Source organism: Bacillus sp. REN10 (assembly GCF_016820555.1).
Lineage (GTDB): Bacteria > Bacillota > Bacilli > Bacillales > Domibacillaceae > Bacillus_CE.
In genome coordinates this window covers 317,276-343,434 of record NZ_JADHDW010000001.1, presented here as the reverse complement: position 1 = coordinate 343,434, position 26,159 = coordinate 317,276, and the positions used below count along the sequence as shown (strand labels likewise).

At 41.3% G+C, this 26,159-nt stretch carries 32 protein-coding genes; 8 read left to right on the top strand and 24 right to left on the bottom strand.

All coding sequences use genetic code 11. The features are described 5' to 3' along the window. Window positions 1–26: 26 nt before the first annotated feature. Window positions 27–1,856, bottom strand: coding sequence for a translation elongation factor 4 (gene lepA, locus IRB43_RS01700; RefSeq protein WP_203361695.1), 1,830 nt, complete (start codon window positions 1,854–1,856; stop codon window positions 27–29). A 200-nt stretch (window positions 1,857–2,056) separates the two neighbouring features. Here lepA and IRB43_RS01695 point away from each other — a divergent pair, with 200 nt between their 5' ends. After that, window positions 2,057–2,569 carry a DUF3189 family protein gene (locus tag IRB43_RS01695; RefSeq protein ID WP_203361694.1) on the top strand — a complete coding sequence of 171 codons (513 nt, stop codon included), beginning with the start codon at window positions 2,057–2,059 and terminating at the stop codon, window positions 2,567–2,569. A 121-nt stretch (window positions 2,570–2,690) separates the two neighbouring features. Here IRB43_RS01695 and IRB43_RS01690 read toward each other — a convergent pair whose 3' ends face one another. The 3 genes from IRB43_RS01690 to gpr all read right to left on the bottom strand — a co-directional run bounded on the left by IRB43_RS01690 (window position 2,691) and on the right by gpr (window position 5,384). Further along, window positions 2,691–2,978, bottom strand: coding sequence for a DUF3679 domain-containing protein (locus IRB43_RS01690; protein WP_203361693.1), 288 nt, complete (start codon window positions 2,976–2,978; stop codon window positions 2,691–2,693). Between the two features lie 12 nt (window positions 2,979–2,990). Beyond that, complete coding sequence (spoIIP, locus tag IRB43_RS01685; RefSeq protein ID WP_203361692.1) at window positions 2,991–4,172, bottom strand: stage II sporulation protein P; 1,182 nt, start codon at window positions 4,170–4,172, stop codon at window positions 2,991–2,993. A gap of 69 nt (window positions 4,173–4,241) precedes the next feature. Next, entirely contained in the window at window positions 4,242–5,384 is a 1,143-nt protein-coding gene (gene gpr, locus IRB43_RS01680) for a GPR endopeptidase (protein ID WP_203361691.1), read from the bottom strand. Between the two features lie 151 nt (window positions 5,385–5,535). Here gpr and rpsT point away from each other — a divergent pair, with 151 nt between their 5' ends. Then, on the top strand, window positions 5,536–5,790 hold the full coding sequence (gene rpsT, locus IRB43_RS01675; protein WP_203361690.1) for a 30S ribosomal protein S20: 255 nt from the start codon (window positions 5,536–5,538) through the stop codon (window positions 5,788–5,790). A gap of 43 nt (window positions 5,791–5,833) precedes the next feature. On the opposite strand, the gene holA is transcribed toward rpsT, so the two are convergent. Continuing rightward, a complete protein-coding gene (holA, locus tag IRB43_RS01670; protein WP_203361689.1) occupies window positions 5,834–6,865 on the bottom strand; it encodes a DNA polymerase III subunit delta in 1,032 nt (343 codons plus the stop codon). A 284-nt stretch (window positions 6,866–7,149) separates the two neighbouring features. Here holA and IRB43_RS01665 point away from each other — a divergent pair, with 284 nt between their 5' ends. Beyond that, window positions 7,150–7,281 (top strand): YqzM family protein, encoded by a 132-nt coding sequence (locus IRB43_RS01665; protein ID WP_203361688.1) that lies wholly within the window; start codon window positions 7,150–7,152, stop codon window positions 7,279–7,281. A 46-nt stretch (window positions 7,282–7,327) separates the two neighbouring features. On the opposite strand, the gene IRB43_RS01660 is transcribed toward IRB43_RS01665, so the two are convergent. The 3 genes from IRB43_RS01660 to IRB43_RS01650 all read right to left on the bottom strand — a co-directional run bounded on the left by IRB43_RS01660 (window position 7,328) and on the right by IRB43_RS01650 (window position 10,791). Further along, on the bottom strand, window positions 7,328–9,619 hold the full coding sequence (locus IRB43_RS01660) for a DNA internalization-related competence protein ComEC/Rec2 (RefSeq protein WP_203361687.1): 2,292 nt from the start codon (window positions 9,617–9,619) through the stop codon (window positions 7,328–7,330). Window positions 9,620–9,628: 9 nt separating this feature from the next. Further along, a complete protein-coding gene (locus tag IRB43_RS01655) occupies window positions 9,629–10,048 on the bottom strand; it encodes a deoxycytidylate deaminase (RefSeq protein WP_203361686.1) in 420 nt (139 codons plus the stop codon). Window positions 10,049–10,122: 74 nt separating this feature from the next. Next, complete coding sequence (locus tag IRB43_RS01650) at window positions 10,123–10,791, bottom strand: helix-hairpin-helix domain-containing protein (RefSeq protein WP_203361685.1); 669 nt, start codon at window positions 10,789–10,791, stop codon at window positions 10,123–10,125. An 81-nt stretch (window positions 10,792–10,872) separates the two neighbouring features. On the opposite strand from IRB43_RS01650, the gene comER reads away from it, so the two are divergent. Next, window positions 10,873–11,697, top strand: a complete 825-nt coding sequence (gene comER, locus IRB43_RS01645; RefSeq protein WP_203361684.1) for a late competence protein ComER — start codon at window positions 10,873–10,875, stop codon at window positions 11,695–11,697. 108 nt (window positions 11,698–11,805) lie between these two features. Here comER and IRB43_RS01640 read toward each other — a convergent pair whose 3' ends face one another. The 8 genes from IRB43_RS01640 to IRB43_RS01605 are packed head-to-tail and all read right to left on the bottom strand — an operon-like array spanning window position 11,806 to window position 16,803. Further along, the gene (locus IRB43_RS01640) at window positions 11,806–12,552 is read right to left on the bottom strand and encodes a class I SAM-dependent DNA methyltransferase (protein WP_203361683.1); all 747 of its coding nucleotides are present in this window, start codon (window positions 12,550–12,552) and stop codon (window positions 11,806–11,808) included. After that, complete coding sequence (rsfS, locus tag IRB43_RS01635; protein ID WP_203361682.1) at window positions 12,549–12,905, bottom strand: ribosome silencing factor; 357 nt, start codon at window positions 12,903–12,905, stop codon at window positions 12,549–12,551. Before rsfS ends, IRB43_RS01640 begins: the two co-directional genes overlap by 4 nt. Continuing rightward, window positions 12,905–13,477 carry a bis(5'-nucleosyl)-tetraphosphatase (symmetrical) YqeK gene (gene yqeK / locus IRB43_RS01630; RefSeq protein ID WP_203361681.1) on the bottom strand — a complete coding sequence of 191 codons (573 nt, stop codon included), beginning with the start codon at window positions 13,475–13,477 and terminating at the stop codon, window positions 12,905–12,907. The genes rsfS and yqeK overlap by 1 nt, the downstream gene beginning before the upstream one ends. Then, the gene (locus tag IRB43_RS01625) at window positions 13,431–14,039 is read right to left on the bottom strand and encodes a nicotinate-nucleotide adenylyltransferase (protein WP_203361680.1); all 609 of its coding nucleotides are present in this window, start codon (window positions 14,037–14,039) and stop codon (window positions 13,431–13,433) included. The genes yqeK and IRB43_RS01625 overlap by 47 nt, the downstream gene beginning before the upstream one ends. Then, window positions 14,036–14,329 (bottom strand): ribosome assembly RNA-binding protein YhbY, encoded by a 294-nt coding sequence (yhbY, locus tag IRB43_RS01620; RefSeq protein ID WP_203361679.1) that lies wholly within the window; start codon window positions 14,327–14,329, stop codon window positions 14,036–14,038. The genes IRB43_RS01625 and yhbY overlap by 4 nt, the downstream gene beginning before the upstream one ends. After that, window positions 14,323–15,165 (bottom strand): shikimate dehydrogenase, encoded by an 843-nt coding sequence (gene aroE, locus IRB43_RS01615; protein ID WP_203361678.1) that lies wholly within the window; start codon window positions 15,163–15,165, stop codon window positions 14,323–14,325. Before aroE ends, yhbY begins: the two co-directional genes overlap by 7 nt. A 13-nt stretch (window positions 15,166–15,178) precedes the next feature. After that, window positions 15,179–16,285, bottom strand: a complete 1,107-nt coding sequence (yqeH, locus tag IRB43_RS01610; protein WP_203361677.1) for a ribosome biogenesis GTPase YqeH — start codon at window positions 16,283–16,285, stop codon at window positions 15,179–15,181. Beyond that, the gene (locus tag IRB43_RS01605) at window positions 16,282–16,803 is read right to left on the bottom strand and encodes a YqeG family HAD IIIA-type phosphatase (RefSeq protein ID WP_203361676.1); all 522 of its coding nucleotides are present in this window, start codon (window positions 16,801–16,803) and stop codon (window positions 16,282–16,284) included. Before IRB43_RS01605 ends, yqeH begins: the two co-directional genes overlap by 4 nt. A 360-nt stretch (window positions 16,804–17,163) precedes the next feature. Between IRB43_RS01605 and sda the strand changes: the two genes are divergently transcribed. Then, window positions 17,164–17,301: a sporulation histidine kinase inhibitor Sda gene (sda, locus tag IRB43_RS01600; protein ID WP_203361675.1), complete on the top strand. Its 138-nt coding sequence runs from the start codon at window positions 17,164–17,166 to the stop codon at window positions 17,299–17,301. 82 nt (window positions 17,302–17,383) lie between these two features. On the opposite strand, the gene IRB43_RS01595 is transcribed toward sda, so the two are convergent. Then, on the bottom strand, window positions 17,384–18,172 hold the full coding sequence (locus IRB43_RS01595) for a phosphatidylserine decarboxylase (protein WP_203361674.1): 789 nt from the start codon (window positions 18,170–18,172) through the stop codon (window positions 17,384–17,386). 122 nt (window positions 18,173–18,294) lie between these two features. Between IRB43_RS01595 and pssA the strand changes: the two genes are divergently transcribed. Together pssA and sigK are read left to right on the top strand one after the other, a co-directional pair. Further along, window positions 18,295–18,834 carry a CDP-diacylglycerol--serine O-phosphatidyltransferase gene (gene pssA / locus IRB43_RS01590; protein WP_203361673.1) on the top strand — a complete coding sequence of 180 codons (540 nt, stop codon included), beginning with the start codon at window positions 18,295–18,297 and terminating at the stop codon, window positions 18,832–18,834. A 145-nt stretch (window positions 18,835–18,979) separates the two neighbouring features. Next, the gene (gene sigK, locus IRB43_RS01585; protein WP_203361672.1) at window positions 18,980–19,684 is read left to right on the top strand and encodes an RNA polymerase sporulation sigma factor SigK; all 705 of its coding nucleotides are present in this window, start codon (window positions 18,980–18,982) and stop codon (window positions 19,682–19,684) included. Window positions 19,685–20,064: 380 nt separating this feature from the next. On the opposite strand, the gene mtnN is transcribed toward sigK, so the two are convergent. Beyond that, complete coding sequence (mtnN, locus tag IRB43_RS01580) at window positions 20,065–20,766, bottom strand: 5'-methylthioadenosine/S-adenosylhomocysteine nucleosidase (protein WP_203361671.1); 702 nt, start codon at window positions 20,764–20,766, stop codon at window positions 20,065–20,067. 156 nt (window positions 20,767–20,922) lie between these two features. Between mtnN and IRB43_RS01575 the strand changes: the two genes are divergently transcribed. Then, the gene (locus IRB43_RS01575) at window positions 20,923–21,129 is read left to right on the top strand and encodes a YrzA family protein (RefSeq protein ID WP_203361670.1); all 207 of its coding nucleotides are present in this window, start codon (window positions 20,923–20,925) and stop codon (window positions 21,127–21,129) included. Between the two features lie 22 nt (window positions 21,130–21,151). On the opposite strand, the gene IRB43_RS01570 is transcribed toward IRB43_RS01575, so the two are convergent. The 6 genes from IRB43_RS01570 to IRB43_RS01545 all read right to left on the bottom strand — a co-directional run bounded on the left by IRB43_RS01570 (window position 21,152) and on the right by IRB43_RS01545 (window position 26,104). Further along, the gene (locus IRB43_RS01570; protein ID WP_203361669.1) at window positions 21,152–21,799 is read right to left on the bottom strand and encodes a YrrS family protein; all 648 of its coding nucleotides are present in this window, start codon (window positions 21,797–21,799) and stop codon (window positions 21,152–21,154) included. A gap of 120 nt (window positions 21,800–21,919) precedes the next feature. Further along, window positions 21,920–22,396 (bottom strand): transcription elongation factor GreA, encoded by a 477-nt coding sequence (greA, locus tag IRB43_RS01565; RefSeq protein ID WP_203361668.1) that lies wholly within the window; start codon window positions 22,394–22,396, stop codon window positions 21,920–21,922. A gap of 204 nt (window positions 22,397–22,600) precedes the next feature. Beyond that, window positions 22,601–23,236, bottom strand: a complete 636-nt coding sequence (gene udk, locus IRB43_RS01560; protein WP_203361667.1) for a uridine kinase — start codon at window positions 23,234–23,236, stop codon at window positions 22,601–22,603. A 5-nt stretch (window positions 23,237–23,241) separates the two neighbouring features. Then, window positions 23,242–24,516: a peptidase U32 family protein gene (locus IRB43_RS01555; RefSeq protein WP_203361666.1), complete on the bottom strand. Its 1,275-nt coding sequence runs from the start codon at window positions 24,514–24,516 to the stop codon at window positions 23,242–23,244. A gap of 12 nt (window positions 24,517–24,528) precedes the next feature. Further along, on the bottom strand, window positions 24,529–25,458 hold the full coding sequence (locus IRB43_RS01550) for a peptidase U32 family protein (RefSeq protein ID WP_203361665.1): 930 nt from the start codon (window positions 25,456–25,458) through the stop codon (window positions 24,529–24,531). Further along, a complete protein-coding gene (locus tag IRB43_RS01545; protein ID WP_238941736.1) occupies window positions 25,451–26,104 on the bottom strand; it encodes an O-methyltransferase in 654 nt (217 codons plus the stop codon). The genes IRB43_RS01550 and IRB43_RS01545 overlap by 8 nt, the downstream gene beginning before the upstream one ends. Between the last annotated feature and the right edge of the window lie 55 nt (window positions 26,105–26,159).

The window sequence follows — 26,159 nt, the reverse complement described above, 5'->3', positions numbered from 1 at the left end:
GTTATGCTTTCCCTTTCCCTCATCCATTATTTATTTGGTTCATCCATTTTCAGAACAGCCATGAAAGCTTCTTGTGGTACTTCAACAGATCCAACTTGCTTCATCCGTTTCTTACCTTCCTTTTGCTTCTCAAGCAATTTACGTTTACGGGAAATATCCCCACCGTAACATTTCGCCAATACGTTTTTGCCCATAGATTTGATCGTTGAACGAGCCACAATCTTTTGACCGATCGCTGCTTGAACAGGTACTTCGAACTGTTGCCTTGGGATTAATTCTTTCAGCTTTTCAACAATGACTTTTCCACGCTCATACGCAAAGTCACGATGAACGATAAAGCTTAACGCATCGACCTTTTCGCTGTTTAATAAAATATCCATTTTCACAAGCTTCGACGGCTTATAGCCAATCAGCTCATAATCAAATGAAGCATAGCCTTTTGTATTAGACTTCAACTGGTCGAAGAAATCATAAACGATTTCTGACAATGGAATTTCATACACAACGTTGACGCGAATTTCATCCATGTATTGCATATCGATGAAGATTCCTCGTTTGCCTTGTGCTAATTCCATCACCGCTCCAACATAATCATTTGGCACCATAATAGACGCTTTGACATAAGGCTCCTCTACGCTATCAATTTTTTGCGGATCCGGCATATTAGATGGGTTATCCACACGAACTTCCTCACCATTTGTCATTTTTACATTATAAATAACACTTGGCGCTGTCGTAATTAAATCGATTTTAAACTCACGCTCAATCCGCTCTTGAATAATTTCCATATGAAGCAAGCCTAAGAAGCCACAACGGAAACCAAAGCCTAAAGCTTGTGATGTTTCTGGCTCGAATTGTAAAGCTGAATCATTTAATTCAAGCTTTTCAAGCGCATCTCTCAAATCGTTAAATTTAGAAGAATCAATTGGGTATAGTCCGCAATACACCATTGGATTTAGCTTTCGATAGCCAGGCAACGCTTCATCAGCAGGATTTTTGGCTAAAGTGATCGTATCCCCGACACTTGTATCACCCACATTTTTAATCGCCGCTGTTAAAAAGCCAACATCGCCGACTGTTAGTTCATCACGAGCCGTTGTTTTTGGCGTAAACACCCCAACCTCTGTGACATCAAATTCTTTTCCAGTCGACATCATTTTAATTCGATCGCCTACTTTAACAGTTCCATCGACAATACGAATATAGGCGACTACTCCTCGATACGCATCAAACATCGAGTCAAAAATAAGTGCTTTTAACGGAGCAGACGGATCGCCTTGTGGAGCTGGTACCTTTTCCACGATTTGTTCTAAAATCTCTTCAATCCCGATTCCTGCTTTTGCGGAAGCAAGAACGGCTTCTGAAGCGTCAAGACCAATGACGTCCTCCACCTCTTGACGCACTCGCTCTGGCTCCGCTGCTGGCAAATCAATCTTATTAATGACCGGAAGAATTTCCAAGTCATTGTCTAAGGCAAGATACACGTTCGCTAACGTTTGTGCTTCAATTCCTTGAGCGGCATCAACAACTAAAATCGCTCCTTCACAGGCAGCTAAGCTTCGAGACACTTCATACGTAAAATCGACGTGTCCTGGTGTATCGATTAAGTGAAAAATATATTCCTCTCCATCTTTCGCCTTATATGTTAATTGAACTGCATTTAATTTAATCGTAATGCCACGCTCTCTCTCTAAATCCATCGAATCAAGCAGCTGGCTCTTCATTTCACGGGCAGTCAACGCCTGAGTTTTCTCTAAAATTCGGTCTGCTAACGTAGACTTTCCATGATCAATATGAGCAATAATCGAGAAGTTTCGAATATGCTCCTGTCTCTTTAATCTCTCTTCATGATTCATACTTTCACCTTCTTCTGTTAAATCGCCACAATTACACTAGCATTGATTATATCAGCACAAAAAGCAAATGACAACGAAAAGCGGAAGGCGCCGTTTAGCGACGTATGAACTGGAGCCAGCCAAATAAACATAGCTAACAGAATTGACAATAAAATAAATGCTCATAATAAAAACGGATAAAGGACCGAGGAGGATTTCCTATGATTTATATTTATAATGATTATGGCGGGACACATACTACGTCCCTAGCTGCCGCATATCATTTAAAGCAACTGCCTCAATCCGAAAGAACACTAACTTCGGAAGAGATATTAAGTGTAAAATATTTCAATCAACTAACGAAAGAGGATTTCGGAAAACTCATTTTTCACGGAAACGATGAAGATGGTCACTCAGTGTATACAATTGGACGGAAAAGGAACAAACTTGTTGTCCCCGCATTAAAAGAATTGGCATTATTATTACAAAATAAATTTTATTTTAACGAAAAAATCGTTTTCTCTAACACATCACCCACTGTTCCAATGGTTATGTCATTGGGAGGATTTTTCTCGAGAGGATTGAAAATTGATTTTATAGGTGTACCGTTATTAGTAAAAGGTGCAAAGCAATGCTGCGATAATATTTATTGGTTAGTTGAAAACACGAAACAAGTCGGTAAAACTTCTGTCAATGAAAACATGATTATTTTAGAAAATGAAATGTATAAGTAAGACAATAAAATGATTTAGCGAAAAAAGATTCCCATACAAAGGAAATCTTTTTTCGCTAAATCTTATAATAGAAATTTACCCCGAAATGACCAAGACCAATTTTATTATCACTTAATATTTTTTATCCATCAAACATTGTCGTGGTCACTACTGTCACCGTTTCAGCAAGGGATTGACCGACGACAGAAAATAGATTGATCGCTCCTTCTTTTTCTACTCTGGCCTGTTTAGTAGCTAAATCTTGTTCTATCACATCTTTCTTTACCCAAGTTTGCGGACGATCCATCTGAATGACAAATTCTCTATCATGGACTGGTGTTTCTTCCCTAGTATTTTGGAAGATGCCAATCAACATTCCTAAAAAAAAGATAGAAACAACTAAATAAGTTTTTAGCAAAAAGGCTTTCATTGCTCTTCCTTTCTAATCGGCGGACGCTTTGCCTTGAACAGCTTCTCCTTGCCAGTAATAGTCGGCAAACACATCAGCAAATGCGTTCGCTGTCCGATTCAATTCTTCGTAAGTATTATCGACTCCCCCAAATTCTATAAGCAACGCATTGTTAGACAAATCTTGGTTGAACTTGCCGTTGGTTCTTTTTCCTTGCTTTAAAATAACTCCTCGAGACAACCCTTTATATTTTTTTTCAATGCGATTATGCAGTTCAGTGGCTAACTTAGCATTTTTCTCATAATTCGCATGCTCTCCTCCAATGACAAATACCAATTTAGCATATGTTTCACCATTAATCGTGGCTGTCGTCACTTGTTTACGCTGCGAGTCCCGATGAATATCAATAAAATATTGCAAATCTCGATTATTCGTTTGAGCAGCTGCGAACAATTCACGAGATTGCTGATAAGATTGACCATAATCTCTTCCTAACTGTTCAAGCTTAGCGATAATGTCGGTTTTATCAATGGCCGTTCCAATTCCTTTATGCTCAAGTGCCACTTTAACCATCTCGCCTACTTTTGTTACATTTAACGATGAATGTTGAGCAGCATCTGGAGAAGAAACACCTTCTAACAAAGGCAAGTACGACTCTCTTGTATGCGTAAAATACATAAATACCCGCTCTTTCCCCTCTGTCGTCATCAGCGGCGGTTTTGGCGGATCTTTTTGAATCTCTTTCGGATTATCAGCAAGCGGAGCCTCATTTTGCTTTCGCAGCACATCCGCCGACGGTTCAGATTCGATTGGCATATTCGTATAATCCGTTCCTTCTCCAGCTACTAAAATTTGACCGTCATAAATAGAAAACCCCGGTACCTCTCTGCCTAAAAAGCTCCTCGGGTCTTGGAAGCGAACATTGGTGGCATATCTAAAGGCTACCTCGCTTAAAGAAGGCGGCTTCACACCTCTCGGGGCATATGCCGCAAACATTTTATTCTCTAGCGTATACAAATAGTAAAGCGCTTCACCTTTTACATGTTCCGTCGCCTCGTTCACAGAATGAGAAGAAATTCGGTAGTTATAAGCGAGAGAGGTCAATAATCCCACAACGGAAAACAGTGAAAGGAGAGAGATCGTTAATAACGTCATACCCTTTAAGATCGTTGACAAATTGATCGAGAAAATATAGTTCGGCTGCGTCCCTTTCATTGCTCCACCCTTTCTACTAAAGTCTTGTACTATACGTATGACAATAGAGAAAGAAGCAGAACTAATAGTTTACTTCGTGAAAAAGCCGGTATTTTGCTGATCAATGGCCGGATGAAGAGCGGCATTTAAACTGTTTGCTAACAAATTCGCTGTATCTTTCATAAATAAATCTATTTCTTTTGGCGTCACCATCAAATTATGGCCTAGCGGGGCAAGCACTTCGTGAATCAGTTGCCGCTTTTCTTCTTCCTGGAGCACCCCTATCATTCCAAGAAAAGAGCGCCGTTTTTCCTCATCCGGAAGATGTTCATCCGTCAGCTTTTCACGTTTTCCAAATGAAAACCCCATCGGAGCAAGAGCGCTTGATGGACGTTCCCCTTCTGTTATTTCTTTTCCTAAATGTTTTAAAATATAATCAATCGTATCGCTCGTAATGGATACCGCGTCCACAACCGTCGGAACTCCAATAGCGATCACGGGAATACCCAATGTTTTCTCGCTAATTTCTTTTCGTTTATTCCCTACTCCCGCCCCGGGATGAATACCGCTGTCTGACACTTGTACGGTCGCGTTGACACGTTCAATGGAGCGGGAAGCAAGGGCATCTACCACGATAATAAAATCAGGCTTTGATCGTTCAACGACCCCAAAGACGATATCACTTGTTTCAATGCCCGTCATTCCCATCACGCCTGGCACAAGCGAACTGACAGGCCTGTACCCCTCTTCTACTTGTTCAGGCTGCAATTCAAAGAAATGTCTCGTGACCATCACTGAACCACAGACAAGCGGACCGAGCGCATCCGGGGTCACATCACTATTTCCGAGTCCCACAACTAAGCAGCTCGCTTTTTCATCGATCCCCTTCTTTTTTAAAAAAGCGGCTAACTCAGCGGCTAATACTTTTTCTACCTCGTGCTGATGAGCGGTATCATGACTGCGAATCCCTTGAGATTCGACTGTCAAATAAATTCCTGCTTTTTTTCCTGTTGTTTTCTCCCCTTCTTCATCAATCGTCACATTCGTAACCTTGATGCCATCTACTTCTCGCTCCTCTGTACATACCCCTGGCAATTCCTCCATTTGCCCTTGCCGCTCTTGGGCCATCACCCTTGCTTCAACTGCCAAATCTGTGCGAACTTGGTAAACCTCTAAATTAATTGATTTCTCTTCCACTTGCCTGTTCTCCCTTCCATTTATCTTATTTTTCATTTTACCCGACTGTGTAAAAGTTCATTCCTTGACACAAAATCCGAATGTAAGTATTGCAATCTAGCGCCTCGTTTGATAGAATAACTTTTGTTCTTTAATTGTGAAAATCGAGCAATAAATAGAATCTCGATCGTTTTAGGAGGTGACAGGAATGCCAAATATTAAATCTGCCATCAAACGCGTAAAAACTACTCAAAAACGTACTGAGCAAAATTCTCAAGTGAAATCAGCTATGCGCACAGCTGTAAAGAAATTTGAAACAGCGGTTGCGAATAACGAAGAAAACGCAAAAGTACTTTTAACTGAAGCAGTAAGCAGCCTTGATAAAGCAGCAGCAAAAGGATTAATCCACAAAAACACTGCTAACCGCACAAAAGGCCGTCTTATGAAAAAATTAAACGCTTAATTGCGAAAAAATCCTTCAAGTCATCTTGAAGGATTTTTTTTCGTTAAGGCCTCTTTTTCATTATTCCTTGTAGTTGGAACAAAAACATTTCAATAATCATCGTTTTTGTCATCCCGCTTGATTTCATTTGTAAATCACTATCAGCAAGCATTGGGATAATCTGAGCTAGCTGTTCATCTGTGAAGTTGCGCGCTTGTCCCGCAGCAAGCTTCACTCGAAAAGGATGGACTTTCAAAAAGCCGGCGATTTGCTGCTGGCCATACCCTTTTCTTGACAGCTCTTTCGTCTGGTAAATGAGACGAAACTGCGAGGCAATCAATGAAAGGATTTTAATCGGTTCCTCGTTTAACTTCAGCAAATCATAATAAATACGAAAGGCCTCTTCGATTTTTCCTGTGACAATCCGATCCACTAATGAAAAAATATCTTGCTCCAGCGAACGAGCCGTCAACTTGTCCACCATCTCTTTGGTAATTCGCTGCTTCTCTTGCGCATACAGCGAAAGCTTATCGAGCTCTGATGTCAGCATCATTAAATTCGTGCCGGCAAGTGCTAGTAAATGCTCAAGCGCCTCTTCGTCCATGTCGACATGATGACTTTTTGCCCGTTCCCGCAGCCAACCTTTTAACTCTTGTTCTCCGAGTTTTTTGGCTTCTAGCACAGCGGCTTCTTTTCTTAATAGCTTCGTTAATTTCTTTCTTTCATCCAGCTTTTCATATGGGGCGACCACAATTAAGATGGTGTATGGAGCTGGGTCTTTTATGTACTGCTCAAACCGCTGCAAATTATGTTCAACCTTTTCCTTCGCCCGTTCAGCTGTCAAAAATATCGGGTGATTCAAAATCACCACTTTCCTTTCCCCCATAAAAGGAAACGTTTCTGCTTCTTCTAAAGCGGTCTCGATAGGCGTTTCTTCTAAATCGTATAGCGCAAAATTAAAATCCATCTCCTCTTCCGTCAAGGCATTGGCAACAAGCTTTTGCTTCGTTTCATTGATTAAAAAATCTTCTTTTCCATATAATAAATAAACAGGGGCAAACTGTTTTTGTTCAATTTCTTTCCAAATTGGTATCAAGGGCTTTTTCTCTCCATTTTTATTTGATACTATTTATGTTAAAAAAGCCTGATCCATTTGACAAGGGGAAACTGATCAAATTGTCTCCCCTTGCGATCTATATGAACGCCAGCAACGATGTTCCGGAAACAACCTTGCTGACGGTGCTCGTGTCTTACTTGTATTTTCACCGAATTTGTGAAATTTATCGAAGTTAACTCTTGTCAGAGTAGGAAATTGTCAAGAGAAGTCTAGATTTTTCAGAAATGATCGTCTATACTATAATGGAAATAGGAGGGGTAGTTGTGAACGAATTTGAAAAAAATGTCCAATCAAAACGTAACGATGCAGTAGACTCCGGTGTTGGATTTATCGTTTCTTTCGGTTTCTTTGCTACAATGTTTATTATTGCAACAGCTATCAAAATGATCGGATAATTCTGCGTTAGAAGCTCGCCACCCGGCGAGCTTCTTTCTTTACATGTTACGGAATACAGACCGAAAATGTGCCTTGTTTGCCATGAAAAGTATACGTGATTTCTCCGTGAAGATCCGTTCTCCATACTTTTACCTGATGCCCAGCGAGCCGTTGTATAATTTCTCGATGCGGATGACCATAGCGATTTTTTCTCCCAACGGAAATAATCCCATATTCAGGCGTCGTTTCATCCATCCACTCTTCTGATGTCGACGTTTTGCTTCCATGATGACCTAGTTTAACGACATCCACATCCAGCGAAAAGCGTTCTGCCATCTTCTGTTCCGCGCTGATCTCAGCATCGCCCGTAAATAGCCACTTCTTCCCTCCGATATGCGCATATAATACAAGAGAATCATCATTGCCTTCATATTGATCATCTTCCGGAGATAAAAATTGAAAAGCAGCCTCTCCCGTTTGCCAGCTTTCTTGAAATATGCCGTAGCGAACAGGCACATGAAACCGTTTTGCTTGTTCGATCGTTTGCTGCATCACGGGTTTCACCTCAGAACCCGGACTTATGATCATTTCTTTAATCTCCATATGAGGAAACAGTTCCACTGCTGCACCGATATGATCATAATCACTATGGGTTAAAATCAGCTTATCTATCCGCGTGATGCCCTTGCTTTTAAAATAAGGTAACAACACATCCTCTCCAATCGTAAAGTCTCTTCTTTGCTTTTGCCATTCCTCTTTATGAAAAGGAAGCAACCCTCCTGTATCAATCAAATAATTCCCTTGATTAAAGGGCAATTTAATCAAGGTTGCATCCCCTTGACCGATGTCAATAAATGACACCTCTCCTTTTGAAGAATATGTTTGCGTCATGATTTGTGCACCCACTGCTAATACAAGAAGAAAACATACAGGCAGTAACCGTTTCGTTCGTTCCCAGTATAAAAAAGCCATCAAACAAACAAAGCACAAAAGCACGATAAAGAGCGCGGATGGACGACCGGTCACCACCACTGCAAACGGCCATGTACTAAGCTCCACCGCCGTCGCATCCACTCGACTCAGTCCCTCGCCTAATAATGGTAAGAACGACAAAACGGGCGGAAAGAAAAAGCTAACAACATAAACAACGAGCAAGCAAGGTAACAAAAGAAACGAATAAAAAGGAACAAAAAACAAATTGGCGACAAACGAATAAATCGAGAGTTCAAAAAAGTGATACATCATCACTGGCAAAGCGGCTATTTGAGAAACAGTCGTTACCACAAACATCTTTCCAAGAAAAGAGGCAGGATGGGCTAGAATGGACTGAGAAGAAAGAATGAGTGAAAAACTCACAAGATACGACAGTTGGAAACCTACTTGATAAAGAAGATAAGGATCATAAAGAAGGACAAGCAAAAAACTAAGACTCAATGCATCAAGAGGGGGAAACTTCCGATGAAATCGAATAGAAAACAAAATGAGGATAGTCATTAAACACGCCCGAACAACAGGAGGCGATCCGCCAGCAAGCAAGGCATAAACCGGCAGTGCCATCAATAAAATGAGCTGGGCCCGCTCTTTCGTGATCCCTATTCGGATCAACAAGTAATATACAAAAGCCGTCAGTAAACCGACATGAAGCCCGGAAATGGCTAATAAATGAATAATCCCTAACCGCTGATAAGCTTTCGTCATTTCTTCTTCCGCCAAAGTGCGGTCACCAAATAATAAGGCTGCTGCCGTGGGCTGCAAACTCTGTGGAAAGGTTTCTTTTATATGGTCAATCCCTTTCGCACGCCATAAGAAAATTTGCTGTTTCATAGAGAGTTTCGGCTGATAACAAGAAGATAAGGAAAGGCGAGTCGCTTTCATTTGCCAAAAAATATGCTGGTGAGCTAAAAACTTTCGATAATCAAATCCGTGGCGATTGCGCGCCTCTGATGGCCGCTCTAGTTCAGCAGACACCTCACACATCGTGCCCGGCAATAGACGCTTCCATTGATCTGCTTCTTCTTTTGATGAAAATCTGTAGCTTAAACGCAGTTTTTCATCAGATGCTGCTTGTACCGTTGCTTTCAGCCGATCTCCATCGACCTCTATCTCTTCTGTAAACGACACTCGAAACACTTCTTCATCGCCGGTATACACAGAATGATGCTTCTTTTCATGCCACTGACCTACTAAAAAAGCAAGGACAGCTGATATAAGTAGCATTCGTTTCAGTGATTCTTCCAACCGTAAAAACAAATAAAAAGCCAGCGCTGTGACAAAGAGACGGACACTTCCTAAAGACGGAAGTGCCCATATGATTCCGGCTAATGAAAACAAAGCAACATAAATAAATGTCCCTCGCATAAAGCCTCCTTAGTCTGTTTTTGGCAAATGCTTCACTTCAATCCCTTTTAAAAAGTACTGATTCCATTTATTCGGATAGGCATGACGATAAATAACTCGTTGAATGCCCGCTTGTGCCAATGTCTTCGCGCAATTTTCACAAGGCTCATGAGTGACATAAGCAGCCGCTCCCTTTAACCGGTCCCGATCGGCATGGAGAACGGCGTTTAACTCTGCGTGCAGACAGCGAATACATCTCTTTTCATCAGACAGCAGACAGCCTTCATCTTCACAATGCTCATGCCCGTGAATCGATCCATTGTACCCTGTGGCAACAATATGCTTGTCTTTGACAATGACGCAGCCGACATGCAAGCGATTACACGTCGAACGCGTCGACACCACTTCCGCAATATCTAAAAAATATTCATCCCAACTTTTTCTGCTCATTCTCGCTTCCCTCTTTCTAGAAAACTCTTTTTCTTTTTAGTTTAGCGAGAGAAAAAGGCGATCGTCAATGAATTTTAATTCACGGTGATTAACGGCTGCAATTTCTCAAATGTTTTATCGCCGATACCTGACACCTTTTTCAAATCTTCCGGTTGCGCAAACGCGCCTGTCGTTTCCCGATAATCAATGATCGCTTGTGCTTTCGCTTCTCCGATCCCAGGCAGCTCCTGCAGTTCGGCTGGTGTGGCTGTATTAATATTGATCACCGCTCCTTGTTCTGCACCACCTGAACTAGCTGTTGGTGCAGCGGTCGTCCCTCCATTAGCCGCTGGAGCCACAGCCAGCTGCGCCGGTGGCTCTTCCCCTACTTTCGGAATATAGATCACCATCTCATCTTGCAACTTTTGCGCTAAGTTCACCGTCGTCCGATCGGCTTCTTTTTGAAATCCTCCTGCTTTCGCGACAGCATCATTGATTCGTTCTTCACTAGATAAAGAATAGATGCCAGGCATCTTGACCGCCCCTTTAATATCTACTGTCACCATTTGCGGCTGCTCAGGTGCTTTCGCTGCAGTTGGTGCTGATTCCATTTTCTCCTGTAACGGCGGTGCCGCTTCTTCCACGGCTATCGGTTCAGGCGGAGGTGTTTCTTCCTCCGATAATTGATACAATCCAAATGCGCAAATACCAGCGGCTATTAATACATGTGTTTTATATTTTTCAATCCATGCTCTTACATCCACGCTTTACACCTCTTTTGCATAAACTGTTTTCGAAAACATACATTGTAAAAGCTGCATTTCTTTAAAAAAGGGGGGAAACGAATGAAAACAGGAGTCATTGGAACAGGCAATATGGGAGAAATCTTAATTCATGCGCTCATCGATTCAAAAGCTATAGCCGCTGCTGATTTGTTCATCATCAATCGCACCGCAGAAAAAGCAAAGCGGATCCAAATCACACACCCTCAAATCACGATTTGTGATTCCATTGCACAGATAGTGCATACTTGTGATCGTATCTTTATTTGTGTAAAACCCCACGATATTTTTCCGATGCTACAGGAAGTGAAACACTTATTTCGGCCATCACAGTGCGTGATTTCCATTACAAGCCCTGTCAGCACAGCCCAGCTGGAATCACTGCTTCCTTGCTCCTGCATGCGAATGATTCCGAGCATTACAAACAAGGTGCGCTCTGGAGCGGTGTTATATACATTCGGATATAAGTGTCAAGAGGAATGGAAAGAACATATGCAAGAGGTGATGAAGCGTATCAGCAGCGATGCGGTGGAAATTGATGAATCAATTACGCGGGCAGCATCCGATCTCGTCAGCTGTGGACCGGCTTTTTTGAGCTTTTTAACTCGGAAGTTCATTGAGGGAGCCGAAACGACCGGAATGAAAGCAGAAACAGCGGAAACATTAGCGGAATGCATGTTGATCGGACTAGGTGAGTTATTTAAGCAAAAAGAATATACGCTAGCTGAGCTAGAAGAAAAAGTGTGCGTCAAAGGCGGTGTCACTGGAAAAGGAATTGAAGTGTTAGAAGCTGAAGTAGGAGAGATGTTCACGAAGTTATTCCAAGCCACCCATAAAAAATTCGCCGAAGACAAACAAGAAACAAGTGCACAATTTGGAATCAATTAATTTATTCGCTTTTTATACAAAAAAACCTTTTTATTTACAACATTTTTTTCACAGACTAAAAACCCCGATAACAACCGCATTGATCCGCTGTTATCGGGAGCTTTTTAGTCATGATATTTTTTTTTGAGCTACAAAAAAGATTCGCTCACTTTCTTGTTTAGGAGAATCAGCTGTAAAATCTGCGGTTAGGTGCAGCACCTCAAAGCCAGCCTGTTCGAGCCATGCTGTATATTGCTCCGGCTCAAATGTTCGCTGGGTATGCCCTTCATCAAACCGCTCATATTGACCGCTCGATTCATCAAGAGCAAAAAACGTTAGCTCATGGTCGACACTGTTAGGCAAGTCTCCTTCAAAGCAGTGCCAAATGTACGATACTTCATCCTCCGTGGAAGTAAACGTTCCATCGGTAAAAATATGATGTATTTTATACAATGAATGAACGTCAAAGAGGAAAATTCCGCCTTCTTCTAAATGAGCGTGAACAAGACGAAATGTTCGTTTCACATCCTCTTCACTGTGCAAGTAGTTTAAGGAGTCACAAAAAATCGTCACTACATCGTATGTACCAAGCCCTTCTAGCTCTCGCATGTCTTGCTGGTAGAGCGAAAAGGACAAGCCTTTTTCAGCGGCTTTTTCCCGAGCCATCATCAGCATGTCTTCAGATAAATCAACGCCCGTCACATCCCAGCCAGCCGACGCTAATCTCCATGTCAATTCACCTGTTCCGCAAGCGAGATCAAGCACTTTTTTACCGGCTACACTGGCTGTATGCTGCTCAAAAAAACGAAGCCATTCTTCATAAGGAACATCTTGCATTAAAAAATCATATACGTAGGCAAAGCGTTGATAGGTCATGCAAGCAGCTCGCTCTCCACATCCACTTGCGGTGCATCTCCCCATAATCGCTCCAGATTGTAGTACACTCGTTCATCTCGATGGAATACATGAATGACAACATCTCCGATATCGATCAAGATCCAGCGGGCTTCATCAAAGCCTTCCATACGTTTAACTGTGTATCCGAGCTCTTCCGCTTGCTCCTTAACCTCCCGAGCAATGGCTTGCACTTGTTTATCCGAATTTCCGTGACAAATCATAAAATAGTCGGTGATTAAAGAAATCCCTTGCATATTTAACACAACAATATGTTCTGCGCGTTTATCATCTGCCGCTTTAGCGACACGTTGTAAAATTTCAGGTTGACCCATTAACGTTTTTCCTCCTTCTTTTTCGTTAAATCATTATACGTATCAAACGTATCCGGGAAGATCGGCTGATTTCTTTTCATTAAAAATTTAATCGTATTTTTCACTGCTTTAATGACAGCGGCATCTAAATCTTCCTTCGCTAATTCCCGCACCTTCTCCACTTTCGGAAAATGGCGGCCCGGCTCAATATAATCCGCTAAATAAACTACTTTCTCAAGAAGCGGCATCCCCACTCGCCCTGATGTATGATAACGAATGGCATCTAGTACTTCCTCATCGTCAATTCCCACTTCTGTTTGAACTAAATACGCTCCAACAGGGGCATGCCACAGCTCAGAATGGAAAGATAATAAGCGCGAATCCATCCCTTCTCTTTGAATGATCGCCGCCATCTCCTCTTTCGGGCGAAATTTCGCATAATCATGGAAAATAGCAGCCATCTCTGCTTTTTGCGGATCGGCTCCGTATTTTTTCGCTAACTCAATCGCTGTATGCATGACACCTAATGTATGATTGTAACGATGTTCAGTGATCTGCCCTTTCACAATCTGTAATGCCTGTTCTCGGTTCATATAATTGATTCTCCTTTATATAAGCAATCACCTGATCCGGCAGCAAATACCGTAAAGTACCGTTCGTTGCTGCTTTTTCTCTAAGTAAGCTTGAAGAAAGATGAATTTCAGGCGTGTCAATTAAACGAACAGGATAAGAGGTTTCTACAGAATACCCTGGACGGCGAACACCAACAAAGGTCACGAGCTGACACAGTTTATCTATTTGATACCACTTAGGCAAATACTCAATCATATCGCCACCGATGATAAAATAAAAATCCGTCTTCGGCTCTCGTTCCTTTAATAATTTAATCGTATCATATGTATAAGATTTCCCATTACGTTCCATTTCAATCAATTCAAGCTGAAACTTTGGATGATTGTCGATAGCGACGGACAGCATACCGATACGATCTTCTTCTGACACTCTTTCATCCATCTGTTTATGAGGAGGAGTTTTATTGGGCATAAAACGAACCTCATCAAGCTCAAGCGCTTCAAGCACCTCATTGGCAATGATAAGATGACCGACATGAGGGGGATTAAACGTTCCCCCTAAAAGGCCAACCTTCTTTCTCATTTTGGCAGCACCAGTTGCTTGTTTTCTCTTGATTCCTTATACAGAATAATGATATTCCCAATAATTTGTACAACTTCCGCTTTCGCACCTTTAGCAATAGCTTGTGCGACTTCTTGTTTATCTTCATCACAGTTTTGCAAAATGCTAATTTTCATTAATTCGCGAGCCTCGAGCGCCTCACCTATTTGTTTAATCATGTTCTCATTCACGCCGCCTTTTCCTACTTGGAAAATGGGATCTAAATGATGTGCTTCTGCACGTAAAAATCTTTTTTGCTTACCTGTTAACATGTTTTTCCTCCTAATTGTTGTAAAACAACTTTTTCCATCTCTTGAACATCAGGAAATACCCCTGTCCATTTTTCAAATGCAAGCGCTCCTTGATACACAAACATTTTCAATCCGTTCTGTGTGTAAGCTCCTTGCTTCTTTGCTTCTTGTAATAATTTGGTCTCTAATGGATTATAAATAATATCAGAAACGAATGCCTTTGGGTTTAAATGATCTAGTGCCATTGGAATGTTTTCTACTTGCGGCGACATCCCAATCGACGTCGTCTGAATGATCACATCATATTCCCTTAGCTTTTTCTCAGCCTCTTCTAGTGACAAGACAGTCCCTTCCACTGAGTAAGGACAACTTTCGATCATCGCTTTCGCTTTTTCTAGCGTTCGGTTAGCAAGCGTGATTCGACTGACTCCCTCAGAAGCTAATGTGTAAAAAATGGCCCGAGCCGCTCCTCCTGCTCCAATGATCAACACATGCTGCTCCTCTAATGCACCCGGATATTCCTCACGAAGAGCACGAACATAGCCTAATCCATCCGTGTTATATCCTACCCATTGATCATGTTCACGCACCACGGTATTCACCGCGCCTATCGCTTCAGCTAACGGGTCCACTTTATCAAGAAGCGGGATAATCGCTGTTTTATGCGGGATGGTGACATTAAAACCTTCCACACCAATCGCTCTCATTCCTTTTACTCCATCCGCTAAATCAGTAGGCTTTATGTGAAAGGGGTGGTAATACCCATCAAACTTTAGCGCATTAAATGCCGAGTTATGCATCACAGGCGACATGGAATGGGCAATTGGGTCACCAATCACGCCAAATAATTTCTTCATCTTCTTCCCTTCCTTAAATTAAAGATGGTCGTAAAAAGACACTAACGCCTCTTGGAACGTGAGCGACGACTAGCGCTCCCGGTTCATTCACCGTTACCCAGCCAAGACCTGAGAATACCACATCCGTTTTCCCCTCTTTAATCCGAAATTCTTGGCGAACCAGTTCCGAAAATTCGTCCATTTGTTCTGGACGAGGTGGAGTTAACAACTCACCGGCATGATTTTTGTATAATTCATCTGCCTTTTCAAGCTTCGTGCGATGAATCGTTAATTCATTAGAAAGATAGCAAGTAAAAGAACGACGCCCGCCGGACACATAATCAAACCGAGCTAACCCGCCGAAAAACAAGGTTTGTTCCTCATTTAGTTGAAACACTTTTGGTTTAATTTCTTTTTTAGGCGTAATGTATTTCAAATCTCGCTTATCCACAAAATGCGCCATTTGATGATGATTAATAATGCCTGGTGTGTCTACTAATACATGGCCATCGTCTAGAGGAATTTCAATCATATCTAATGTTGTACCTGGAAAATGCGACGTCGTAATCACATCTTTCTCACCGCTCACCTCTTTAATAATGCGGTTAATGAATGTGGATTTACCGACATTTGTACAGCCGACGACATACACATCTTTTCCGTTACGATAATAATCGATCGCTTCAATCGCCTCTTGAATCGATTGGCCTTTCATCGAGCTCACAAGCAAGACATCAATTGGTTTCAAACCAAGCTCTCTCGATTCTTGCTTCATCCAATGAATCAGCCGGTTCGTTTTGACGGATTTCGGTAATAAGTCTACTTTATTTCCTATGAGCAACACTGGATTTTTTCCGACAAAGCGATGCAGCCCCGGAAGCCAGCTGCCGTTAAAATCAAAAATATCGACGATTTTAACAATCAAACTGTCGGTCGTGCCTAATGTATTTAAAATGTTTAAGAAGTCATCATCCGTTAACGGTACATCTTGTACTTCATTGTAATTTTTCAAACGGAAACAACGCTGGCAAACAACCACTTCTTTTGAAAGAGCCGATGGCGGCGCATAACCAAGACCTTCTGGACGCTCCGTTTGTACTTCCACACCGCAACCCGTGCAAATTACCTTTTCATTACTCACTTATTTTCCTCCCATTGAATTAAACCTTTTCGTTTAAATGCATTCATAATTCTTCTTTCAATTTTGCGATTAATTCTTGTCCAAAAACCATCCGTTTGCGCAACCGGGACCACCAAAATGGTATAAAATCCACTGCGATTGCCGCCAAACACATCAGTCAACAGTTGATCACCAACGACAACCGTTTCCTCTCTCTTAACACCGAGCAATTTAACCGCCTGGCGAAACGCTTTGCCCATCGGTTTTCTTGCTTCAAAAATGAATGGAATATCTAACGGATGAGAAAAGGTACTCACACGCATTTTATTATTGTTGGAAACAATCAATACCTTAATGCCGTGTTCTTTCATTTCTTTAAACCACTCTAACAATTCCGGTGTGGCATCTGGCCGATCCCATGCGACGAGCGTATTATCTAAATCGGTAATAATCGCTTTAATCCCCCGAGCTTTTAATTCTTCAGGATGAATATCATATACACTTTTTATTTGTTGGTTCGGTAAAAATAATTTTAACAATCTGTACACCCCGTTCTGAAAACCTTTCAGTCCTTATCATATCTAATTTTATCATTCGTTACAAAATAAAATATCAAGAAAAGCGATTTGTCAAAAAATGAAGAAATACATTTTTTTATCGACAAAATCCTTCATTCACCAATTTGTGGATAAGCTTATACACATTCCCCACATGGCAATAGAACGCTTTTCCATTGTTAACCACAAATTACCCACAATTTATCCACTTTATCCTGTGGATAAAGGAACACTTGTTCTTCTCTTTATCTTTTGGTAAAGTTAGGGAGAACCAATCACAACTTAGTATTTTATGCAAATCGACTCCATTATAGAACAAATATTGCAGGAGGTGAATTTATTTTGAAACACATTCCAGATGATCTACTGTTAGAATCTTATTTTAAAGCAAGACAGCTGAAATTAAACGAAGAATTTCTTGAACTTATGGAACTTGAACTCAAAAAACGCTCGCTATTAAAAAATGCAAAAATTTCTTAAAAGCGCCTGTCATTCAGGCTTTTTTTTATGGCTATAATAAAAGGTGAGGGTTTGATTAGTATAGCCGTTTCTGTTAAAGCTGTCAGTTAGGATTCAGCAAGGCCCCCAGCCGTTCTCCTACCTTCACTTCACAAGGAACAACAAGGTTAGAGTCGAGTTGAAATGTACCTTTTTCAAAAAACAGAACCACTGTTGAGCCAAAGTTAAAATAGGCGACCTCTTCTCCTTGTTTCCAAAAGGTATTTTCATGTGTTCTTTCAATCGCATTCACAAACATCGCTCCCACTTTCACCACCGCCATTTGACCATGCTGATGCTTCAGCTCTGTAATATCCCGATAATTTTTCGAAAGCGGCGCCTTGCCATATTTTAAGCCGTGTTCATTCACCGGATAGGAATGGCGTCCAAGAATCCAGCGATCCACTACCTTCGCATCCACCGGACTATGAATGCGATGATAATGGGCAGGACTCAAGTATAAAACAAGAAATACACCATTTTCATACATTCTTGCTTTTTCTTTATTTCCAAGCATTTCTTGTAAAGAATAGGTTTTTCCTTTAACAAGAAATTCGCGGTTTTGCGTGATGATTCCAGCCTCGGCCAACTTTGCATCGACGGGACTAACCACATGATCCGCACTATAGTTTATAGTTCTCGCTTCCACTGATAAAGTTCTAATAAAAAAATCATGTAATGTTTGGTAATCTTCAATGGGATGCTCCATCTCTTTTTCATTAATTTGATACGCCTTCATAAACGGGCGAATCATTGGTTTACTTAGCGAGGAGCAAGTATATTTCTCAATAAGCTTTGAAGACCATTGCTTATTTGTTAATTCAATAAAAAACCGGTATAATTGCTGTTTCACACGTTAACCTCCAAAAAAGTAAAAAATTCCAGTTGGATTTGTGGTATAATAGAATACCGTTAAAATATTATTATATAATAAACTATTAGCAGATGGCTGCTAAATTCAAGGAGAGTGTCAATTTGTTTATATCTCATGTGTTAGATTTGACCGTTAAAAAACTAAAAGCACAAACGGCGAATTTGCTGACATTGGGTAACTTAGCTTTAGGTGGTTTTTCAATCTTAATGACGATAAATAACCAACCGAGCTTAGGACTGTTGTTGATCTTTGTGGCGGCTTTAGCCGACCGCTTTGACGGAATGGTTGCCCGTAAAATGAATATTGAGTCCGAGTTAGGAAAGCAATTAGATTCGATGTGCGATATTATTTCTTTTGGTGTGGCTCCCGCATTACTTCTTTATATTAGTGTACTATCGAACTTCGGCTTTCCAGGCTCCTTTTTCACCGTATTTTATATTGGATGCGGCGCTTTACGTCTTGCGCGCTTTAACATTACTGAAAATAACGGGTATTTTCAAGGACTGCCCATCACAGCAGCTGGCTGTTTGCTAACACTTAGCTATTTAACCATTCCTTACGTTCCAACACAATTGTTCATGGTCATTATTATTGTTCTATCTTTGTTAATGATTAGTCCATTTAAATTGAAAAAAGTGTAAGAAAAGAGACTGCCCCGACAACACTATTTGTTGTCAGGACAGTCTCTTTCTCTATTTCTCCCCTTTCTCCTCAGACGGACAGGCAAAAAAATGTGCTGATGCTCATATATTTGAGACATAGCGGATTTTTAAAGGAGGCGCAAACATGTTGAGCATTATTGCTGCTTTGTCCTATTTAACAAAAGAACTAATCTTTTTCGTCTCATATGTCAAAAACAACGCCTTTCCCCAGCCATTATCAGCTGCCGATGAAAAAATGTACTTAGAAAAAATGGCGGCAGGCGATTCAGAAGCTAGAAACAAATTGATTGAACATAATTTACGACTCGTGGCGCACATCGTCAAAAAATTTGAAAATACAGGAGAAGATGCAGAAGACTTAATTTCCATTGGCACGATCGGTTTAATTAAAGCGATTGAAAGCTACTCAGGAGGCAAAGGAACGAAGCTAGCTACTTATGCTGCCCGTTGCATCGAAAATGAAATACTGATGCACCTTCGAGCTTTAAAGAAAACAAAAAAAGAAGTCTCCCTCCAAGATCCGATCGGACATGATAAGGAAGGCAACGAAATCAACCTGCTCGACATTTTAAAATCAAAAGATGAAGATGTCCTTGACCACATTCTTTTATCGATCGAACTCAAAAAGGTGTTGAAATTCTTAAGCGTATTAGACGAGCGCGAACAAGAAGTCATCATCGCTCGCTTCGGACTCAACCAAGCCGACGAAAAAACCCAACGAGAAATCGCCAAACAACTCGGCATCTCCCGCAGCTACGTCTCCCGCATCGAAAAACGAGCCCTCATGAAAATGTTCCACGAATTCTACAAAGAAGAGAAAGGGGAATAACGAAAAGCGGAAGGCGCCGTTTAGCGACGTATGGACTGCAGCCAGCCGCATGAGATAAAGGAAACACGATGAACGTGAGTGGGAAGGAGGTGCTGAATCGCACCAAAATTAACAAAATACACCAATATTAAAGCGTACAAAATCAAAACGACGCCCAGAAGCAATAGACCTACACCACCAAATAAAAAATCCGGCTGAGCACTCTCAGCCGGACGTTAACACATTAATCAATAGATACAGAAATCATTACCCCTGTGATTGTTGCTAGTAATAAACCCATAATCATCATAACCATTTCCATCACTCCCGAAACATTGATTACTAATAATGTACCACATTTCGGTCGTTTTGTAGCAGACTTCTCACAAATTCTTCACAATTTACGCTTTGGCTAATTGATCGACCATTTTCATGACTAATTGCGAGGAATGAAGGGCCGCTTTCGGCAAAAATTGATCAAAGGAGATATTGGATTCTTTGCCGGCAATATCAGACAATGAGCGGATGACCACAAATGGTGTGCCGAATTGGTAAGCTACTTGTGCAATCGCTGCTGCTTCCATCTCTACCGCTTGTAAGTCGTTAAATTTCGTGCCGATAAATTTCACTCGCTCTGGATCGCTCATAAATGAGTCTCCCGTCGCGATTAAACCTTTCACGACTTGAATACCCTCCTCTTCTTTTGCACAGCTTACAGCGATGTTCAGAAGCTTTTCATCGGCTTCAAACGCAGCTGGCAACTGAGGAACTTGACCGTACTCATAGCCAAACGCCGTTACATCGACATCGTGATGACGGACTTCTGTAGAAATGACGACATCTCCCACATTTAACTCTGGATTTAATCCACCAGCGGATCCAGTGTTAATAATGACATCTGGCTGAAAATGCTGAAGCAAAACCGATGTCGTCATCGCTGCGTTCACTTTCCCAATACCAGAACGCAATAAAATCACTTCTGCCCCATTCATCGTACCTGTTGTATATTCACTATTTGCGATCGTCTCTACTTGTTTCACATCGATATGATCACGCAAGATCGTTACTTCTTCTTCCATCGCACCAATAATAGCTATTTTCATCTTTTCTTTTCCTCCAATTTCACAAGTGCTAATCAACCGATCACTTGAAAATGATCATTTCGCTATATTTTATCATTTTTTCGCAATAATTGCTTGCCATCTCTTGTGTTTATCTTGTATAGATAAAAAGACTATTGTTATAAAGGAGACGTATTTATGCAATTTCATTTAGAGTTAATCGAAGACAAAGTAGAGTTTTTTGAAGCGGCTGATCTCGCTTCCTTAGAAAAGAAAATCCAGCAGCAAATCGAGCACAATAAAGCAATTATGCTTGGTGTGCACTCCGTGTCTCATCAAATGCATATTGATCCCGATGGACAGAAATTCTACTCAGCTGTTGTTCATTTTAAGCTAAAAAAATAAGGAGCTCGTCTAGGCGAACTCCTTAAAAACGACCTTTATCATTTTGTTCGAGCTTGTACATTTTTGTTGGTTTCCAACCTTCACCGTCTACCCAAGTAAGAAACACACGATACGCTTCATCTGTATTGCTTTTTGGCGATACGGTTCCGACCGCATCGTTCGGTCCTTGGCCTTTTACAAACCAAACGACCATCTCTCCCTCAGAAATACCTGTGGCATAGGAAAGGGCATTTAGCTTCTCTTGCCAATCCGGAGAGTTGCTGTCGAAAGAGGAGTTATGCTCGCCTGTTTGTGAAGTGCCAACTCCCTTCCAATTCGGATCCACAATTTCTTGCTCTACGTTTGGCTCATCGCTGTTTTTCACGACTTTTTTATCTTTCTTTTCTTCTTGTTTTTCTTTATCTTTCTTTTCTTCTTTGTTTTCTTCTTTCTTGTTATCAGAATCGTCCGTTACAGTTACTTCTTCCGCTTTGTTTTCATCCGTATTGCTAGCGGTATTTTGCTCTGTTGCCGGTTTCTTTTCAACCGGCTTTTTCGCTGCTTCGTCATTTCCACCTGAGAAAATAGTAAAGGCAACAACAACAATTAGAAGAACAACCACGGCAATGGCTGTGTTTAATACACGATTTGTTTTTTTTCGTTTCGAGTTTCGTTCTGCACGAGTCGCCATCTTGTTTCTCCCCTCTCTAATGCATCATTCAACATTTTATCATGACTTGTCAAGAACCTGAAGTCATTTACAAAGAAAAAAGCGCTAAAGGTCGATGCCTTTAGCGTTTTTTCTTACCGATTAGCTAATTGAAACAATTTTGACAGACATGTCTCCGCCCGGTGTCACGACATTCACTTGGTCGCCCACTCGTTTGCCAATTAAGCTTTTAGCGATTGGAGAATCATTGGAGATTTTGCCTTCAAACGGATCCGCCTCTGCACTCCCCACAATTGTATATGCTTCTTCTTCACCATCTGGCAATTCAATGAATACAACCGTTTTCCCTAAAGATACAACGCTTGGATCCACGGAATCCTCTTCAATAATTTTAGCGTTTCGGATCATTGTTTCTAATGTGCCGATACGACCTTCCACAAATGCTTGTTCTTCCTTTGCTGAATCGTATTCGGAGTTTTCCGATAGGTCGCCAAAGCTGCGGGCGATCTTAATTCTTTCTACTACTTCTTTTCGTTTCACCGATTTTAAATGTTCAAGTTCCTGTTCTAGCTTTGCTTTTCCCTCTTCTGTCATAGGGTATACTTTTTCTACTGACAAGTCCCTTCCACTCCTTTTCATCTCGCTGCCCTCTCTGTTTCAAGAAAGCAAAAAACATGAGCAGGCTGCCTCAAAAGCGTCTGCTCCCGAAAAACAGTATGCAATGAAAATATTCTTCATTATATACGTTCCATGCGGGTAACAACCCTTTAGTATTGAGACAGCCCTGTTTCTTAAAGATTATGTCTGTTTCATAAAAAGATACTATAAAATAGCATTTTGTTCAAGAATTGTTTGAATTTTAGTCACGACAAGGTCGATGGCGACGTGATTTTGGCCGCCTTCAGGAATAATGATATCGGCATAACGCTTCGTCGGTTCAATAAACTGATTATGCATCGGTCGAACGACCTGAATATACTGGTCTACTACTGACTCAAGCGTACGCCCGCGTTCTTGAATATCGCGCATCATCCGACGAATGATGCGGATATCCGCATCGGTATCCACGAAAAGCTTAATATCCATTAACTCGCGAAGCCTTGGATCTTCTAATACAAGAATACCTTCTAATATAATTACATTCTTCGGCTCCATCACAATCGTTTCCGTTGAGCGCGTATGCTGAACATAATCATAGACAGGCTTTTCGATTGATTTGTATTGCAATAGTTGGTTGACATGCTCAATTAACAAATCATTATCAAAGGCAAACGGATGATCATAATTCGTTTTTAATCGTTCCTCAAATGGTAAATGACTTTGATCTTTATAATAATAATCTTGTTCAATGATCATGACTGAATGCCCTTTAAAAAATTCATCAATCGCTTTGGTAACGCTTGTTTTCCCGGAACCGGATCCTCCGGCAATCCCAATGACTACTGGTTTTTGCTCCATTGGTCTTACTCTAGCCCCTTTCGCATCATGTTGTCTCGATACACTGGTTGATCGACTTTAAAGCGGACGATTTGCAACGGATGACGGGCGGCATCTAGTTCGTTACCATCTTCATCCCAAACTTTATCAATGACCTGTGTAAAGTTGTCAATTTCCGGGCCGAAAAATTCGACTTCATCTCCCGGACGGAAAAAGTTACGTTGTTGCAATGTGACCATTTGTGTATCCGCGTCATAATCCAACACGAGACCAACAAAATCATGTGTCGCTTTTTTCCCATGAACACCAAATAGTTGCTCGTTCGCTCCAGGTGTTCCTTGGAAGAAAGCAGGAGCTGCTGGACGATTAGCGCATTTATCCAACTCTTCCAACCATTCTTGCTTTACTTTGAAATTGGCTGGGTCTGCACAATACGCATCAATAATTTTGCGATAGACACTAACAACCGTCGCGACATAATGGATTGATTTCATTCGGCCTTCAATTTTCAAACTGTCAATGCCAAGCTCAATCATTTGCGGGATCGATTCCACTAGCTTTAAGTCTTTAGGACTCATCGCAAATGGAGAATCATCCTCGGAAAACAGTGGATTTTCTCCTTTTTCATCTAATGAATATAGGTCGTAATCCCAGCGGCAAGACTGACAGCAGCCTCCGCGGTTGGAATCGCGAGCCGTCATATGATTACTTAACACACAACGGCCGGAGTATGCAATACACATCGCTCCGTGAATGAACGTTTCGATTTCAATATCCACTTTTTCCTTCATTTCACGGATTTCTTCTCCCGTCGTTTCACGAGCAAGCACGACACGGTGAAGACCTTCATCTTTCCAATATTGCACTGCACGCCAATTGGATAAAGATTGTTGTGTACTTAAATGCACTTCCACGTTTGGAGCCACGCGACGACATGTTTCAATGATGAGTGGATCGGCTACGATAATTCCCGTCACACCTGCCTCTTGCAGTCCGCGCAAATAATCCTCTAGCCCATCAATATTTTCGTTATGCGCATAAATATTCGTCGTTACATAAATTTTTGCTCCGTATTTCTTGGCGAATTCCACCCCTTCTTTCATTTCTTCAAAGGTGAAATTACCCGCATTCGAACGGAGTCCATACTCTTGTCCGCCGATATATACAGCGTCCGCACCGTAATGCACCGCTATTTTTAATTTTTCAAGCGTTCCGGCTGGAGCCAATAATTCAGGTTTCTTCACAATGACTCGTTTGCCATCAACGATTTTGGAAATTTTATCATTTATGATCGTATCCACGCTAATCCCTCCTTAATAAACCGTTTCTTTAAAGAAAAAGCCAGTATCTAGTGGGCGATTTTCCGGTTGAATTGCTTCTATTTTTTCAAGAAGTTCATCTTTGACTTCTTCGTATTGTTCTGGCTCGTCTACACATAAATCAATCGCTTGACGATATAGTTTCGTTACTTCTAACAAATACTCAGGTGAATGTAGAACCCCATCAATTTTAAAACTATCAATTCCCGCCTCTACCATTTCCTGTAGCTCATCAATGATACAAATATCATTCGGGCTCATAATATGAGTGCCGTTTTCATCCTCATAAATCGGGTATTTATTACTGCGCTCTTTATCATGAAGAAACATATTCTTCGCTTCTTTACGGTTTTCAATCTCCATCGCTTTGCCTTGGTATTCAAAATAATGGCCAAGCAATGGTCGCTTCGATTGGAACATGCACGTCATTCCATGCACTTGTACTTCAATCGCAACTTCGGCATTCTCTTTAATTTCCATAATCGCATCCATGTTTAGCTCACGAGCTAACACGGCGCGAACTGCTCCTCGTTTGCCCCAATAATTGCAAGTGAAATAATTCGTTGCTGTCGTTTCTGTATTCCAGTGAAGCGGCATAGTAGGCGCTACTTGACGGACAGCCATTAACACAGCGGGATCCCCAAAGATAATGGCATCACAGTTGACTTCCTGTAAGAACGCCACATAATCATCTAATTCATTCGCACGATCATTATGAAAAATCGCATTCATAGCGACATAGACTTTCTTCCCTAATGAGTGAGCCAATTCAATCGATTTCTTCACATCCTCACGGCTAAATTCTCCAGCAAGCCGCAATCCATATCGCTGCTCACCGATAACAAAAGCATCTGCCCCCGCTTCCGCTAACGGCAAAATCGACTCCACGCTGTTAGGAGTTACGAGTAGTTCTGGTTTATTCATCTTTTTTCCCACCTCTTTTAAGGCTGACAGCTAATCCGTCACCGACCGGAATAATCGCCGTATCGTAGTCTGGATGAGTCATCAACCATTCATTGTACTTTTGGATTTTTTTCACTAAATTTCGCGTTCGTTTCGTCTGAACTAATTCTTCAGCTACATATCCTTTAAATAAGACATTATCTGTATAAACGGTTCCTTGTTCCGTTAAAAACGCCGTGTAATGTTTAAAAAACTTCGTATACTGGCCTTTCGCTGCATCAATAAAGATGGCATCATACGGGCCCTTCTTCCCGATTTCCTCTACGACTTCAAGCGCATCTCCATATATAACATTGACTTGATCTCCAAAAGCGGCGCGCTCAATATAGTGAAGCGCCTTTTGATAACGTTCTGAGTCGCGTTCAATCGTGACAATCTCTGTTCCAGGAAGAACAGCTGCCATTCGCAAAGCAGAATAGCCGATCGCTGTACCGATCTCCAAAATTTTCTTTGGTTTTTGTAACCGCAACATTTGCAGAAGAGCCTCAATTCCGACCACTTCCATAATAGGCACGCGATTCTCTCTCGCAAAATCCTCCATTTCGACAAACAGATCTGATCGATCCTTAACTAATGTTTCTATATAATGATGGATTTTATCGTCCAATTTCAATCCCCTTTTCTAAAAAGGCTATACAAGAAAAAGAAGAAAGCTCCTAAAG

Bases quoted from the DNA above. Each gene is read 5' to 3' on its own strand.
- mtnN (WP_203361671.1), bottom strand. From the start codon at position 20,766: ATGAAAATAGCTATTATTGGTGCGATGGAAGAAGAAGTAACGATCTTG.
- IRB43_RS01570 (WP_203361669.1), bottom strand. From the start codon at position 21,799: ATGGCGACTCGTGCAGAACGAAACTCGAAACGAAAAAAAACAAATCGT.
- IRB43_RS01575 (WP_203361670.1), top strand. From the start codon at position 20,923: ATGCAATTTCATTTAGAGTTAATCGAAGACAAAGTAGAGTTTTTTGAA.
- IRB43_RS01550 (WP_203361665.1), bottom strand. From the start codon at position 25,458: ATGAATAAACCAGAACTACTCGTAACTCCTAACAGCGTGGAGTCGATT.
- gpr (WP_203361691.1), bottom strand. From the start codon at position 5,384: ATGAAAAATAAGATAAATGGAAGGGAGAACAGGCAAGTGGAAGAGAAA.
- udk (WP_203361667.1), bottom strand. From the start codon at position 23,236: ATGGAGCAAAAACCAGTAGTCATTGGGATTGCCGGAGGATCCGGTTCC.
- comER (WP_203361684.1), top strand. From the start codon at position 10,873: ATGAAAACAGGAGTCATTGGAACAGGCAATATGGGAGAAATCTTAATT.
- IRB43_RS01660 (WP_203361687.1), bottom strand. From the start codon at position 9,619: ATGCGAGGGACATTTATTTATGTTGCTTTGTTTTCATTAGCCGGAATC.
- IRB43_RS01625 (WP_203361680.1), bottom strand. From the start codon at position 14,039: ATGAGAAAGAAGGTTGGCCTTTTAGGGGGAACGTTTAATCCCCCTCAT.
- lepA (WP_203361695.1), bottom strand. From the start codon at position 1,856: ATGAATCATGAAGAGAGATTAAAGAGACAGGAGCATATTCGAAACTTC.
- yhbY (WP_203361679.1), bottom strand. From the start codon at position 14,329: ATGTTAACAGGTAAGCAAAAAAGATTTTTACGTGCAGAAGCACATCAT.
- IRB43_RS01690 (WP_203361693.1), bottom strand. From the start codon at position 2,978: ATGAAAGCCTTTTTGCTAAAAACTTATTTAGTTGTTTCTATCTTTTTT.
- rpsT (WP_203361690.1), top strand. From the start codon at position 5,536: ATGCCAAATATTAAATCTGCCATCAAACGCGTAAAAACTACTCAAAAA.
- IRB43_RS01655 (WP_203361686.1), bottom strand. From the start codon at position 10,048: ATGAGCAGAAAAAGTTGGGATGAATATTTTTTAGATATTGCGGAAGTG.
- rsfS (WP_203361682.1), bottom strand. From the start codon at position 12,905: ATGGGTCAACCTGAAATTTTACAACGTGTCGCTAAAGCGGCAGATGAT.
- spoIIP (WP_203361692.1), bottom strand. From the start codon at position 4,172: ATGAAAGGGACGCAGCCGAACTATATTTTCTCGATCAATTTGTCAACG.
- sigK (WP_203361672.1), top strand. From the start codon at position 18,980: ATGTTGAGCATTATTGCTGCTTTGTCCTATTTAACAAAAGAACTAATC.
- IRB43_RS01640 (WP_203361683.1), bottom strand. From the start codon at position 12,552: ATGACCTATCAACGCTTTGCCTACGTATATGATTTTTTAATGCAAGAT.
- IRB43_RS01695 (WP_203361694.1), top strand. From the start codon at position 2,057: ATGATTTATATTTATAATGATTATGGCGGGACACATACTACGTCCCTA.
- aroE (WP_203361678.1), bottom strand. From the start codon at position 15,165: ATGAAGAAATTATTTGGCGTGATTGGTGACCCAATTGCCCATTCCATG.
- yqeK (WP_203361681.1), bottom strand. From the start codon at position 13,477: ATGAACCGAGAACAGGCATTACAGATTGTGAAAGGGCAGATCACTGAA.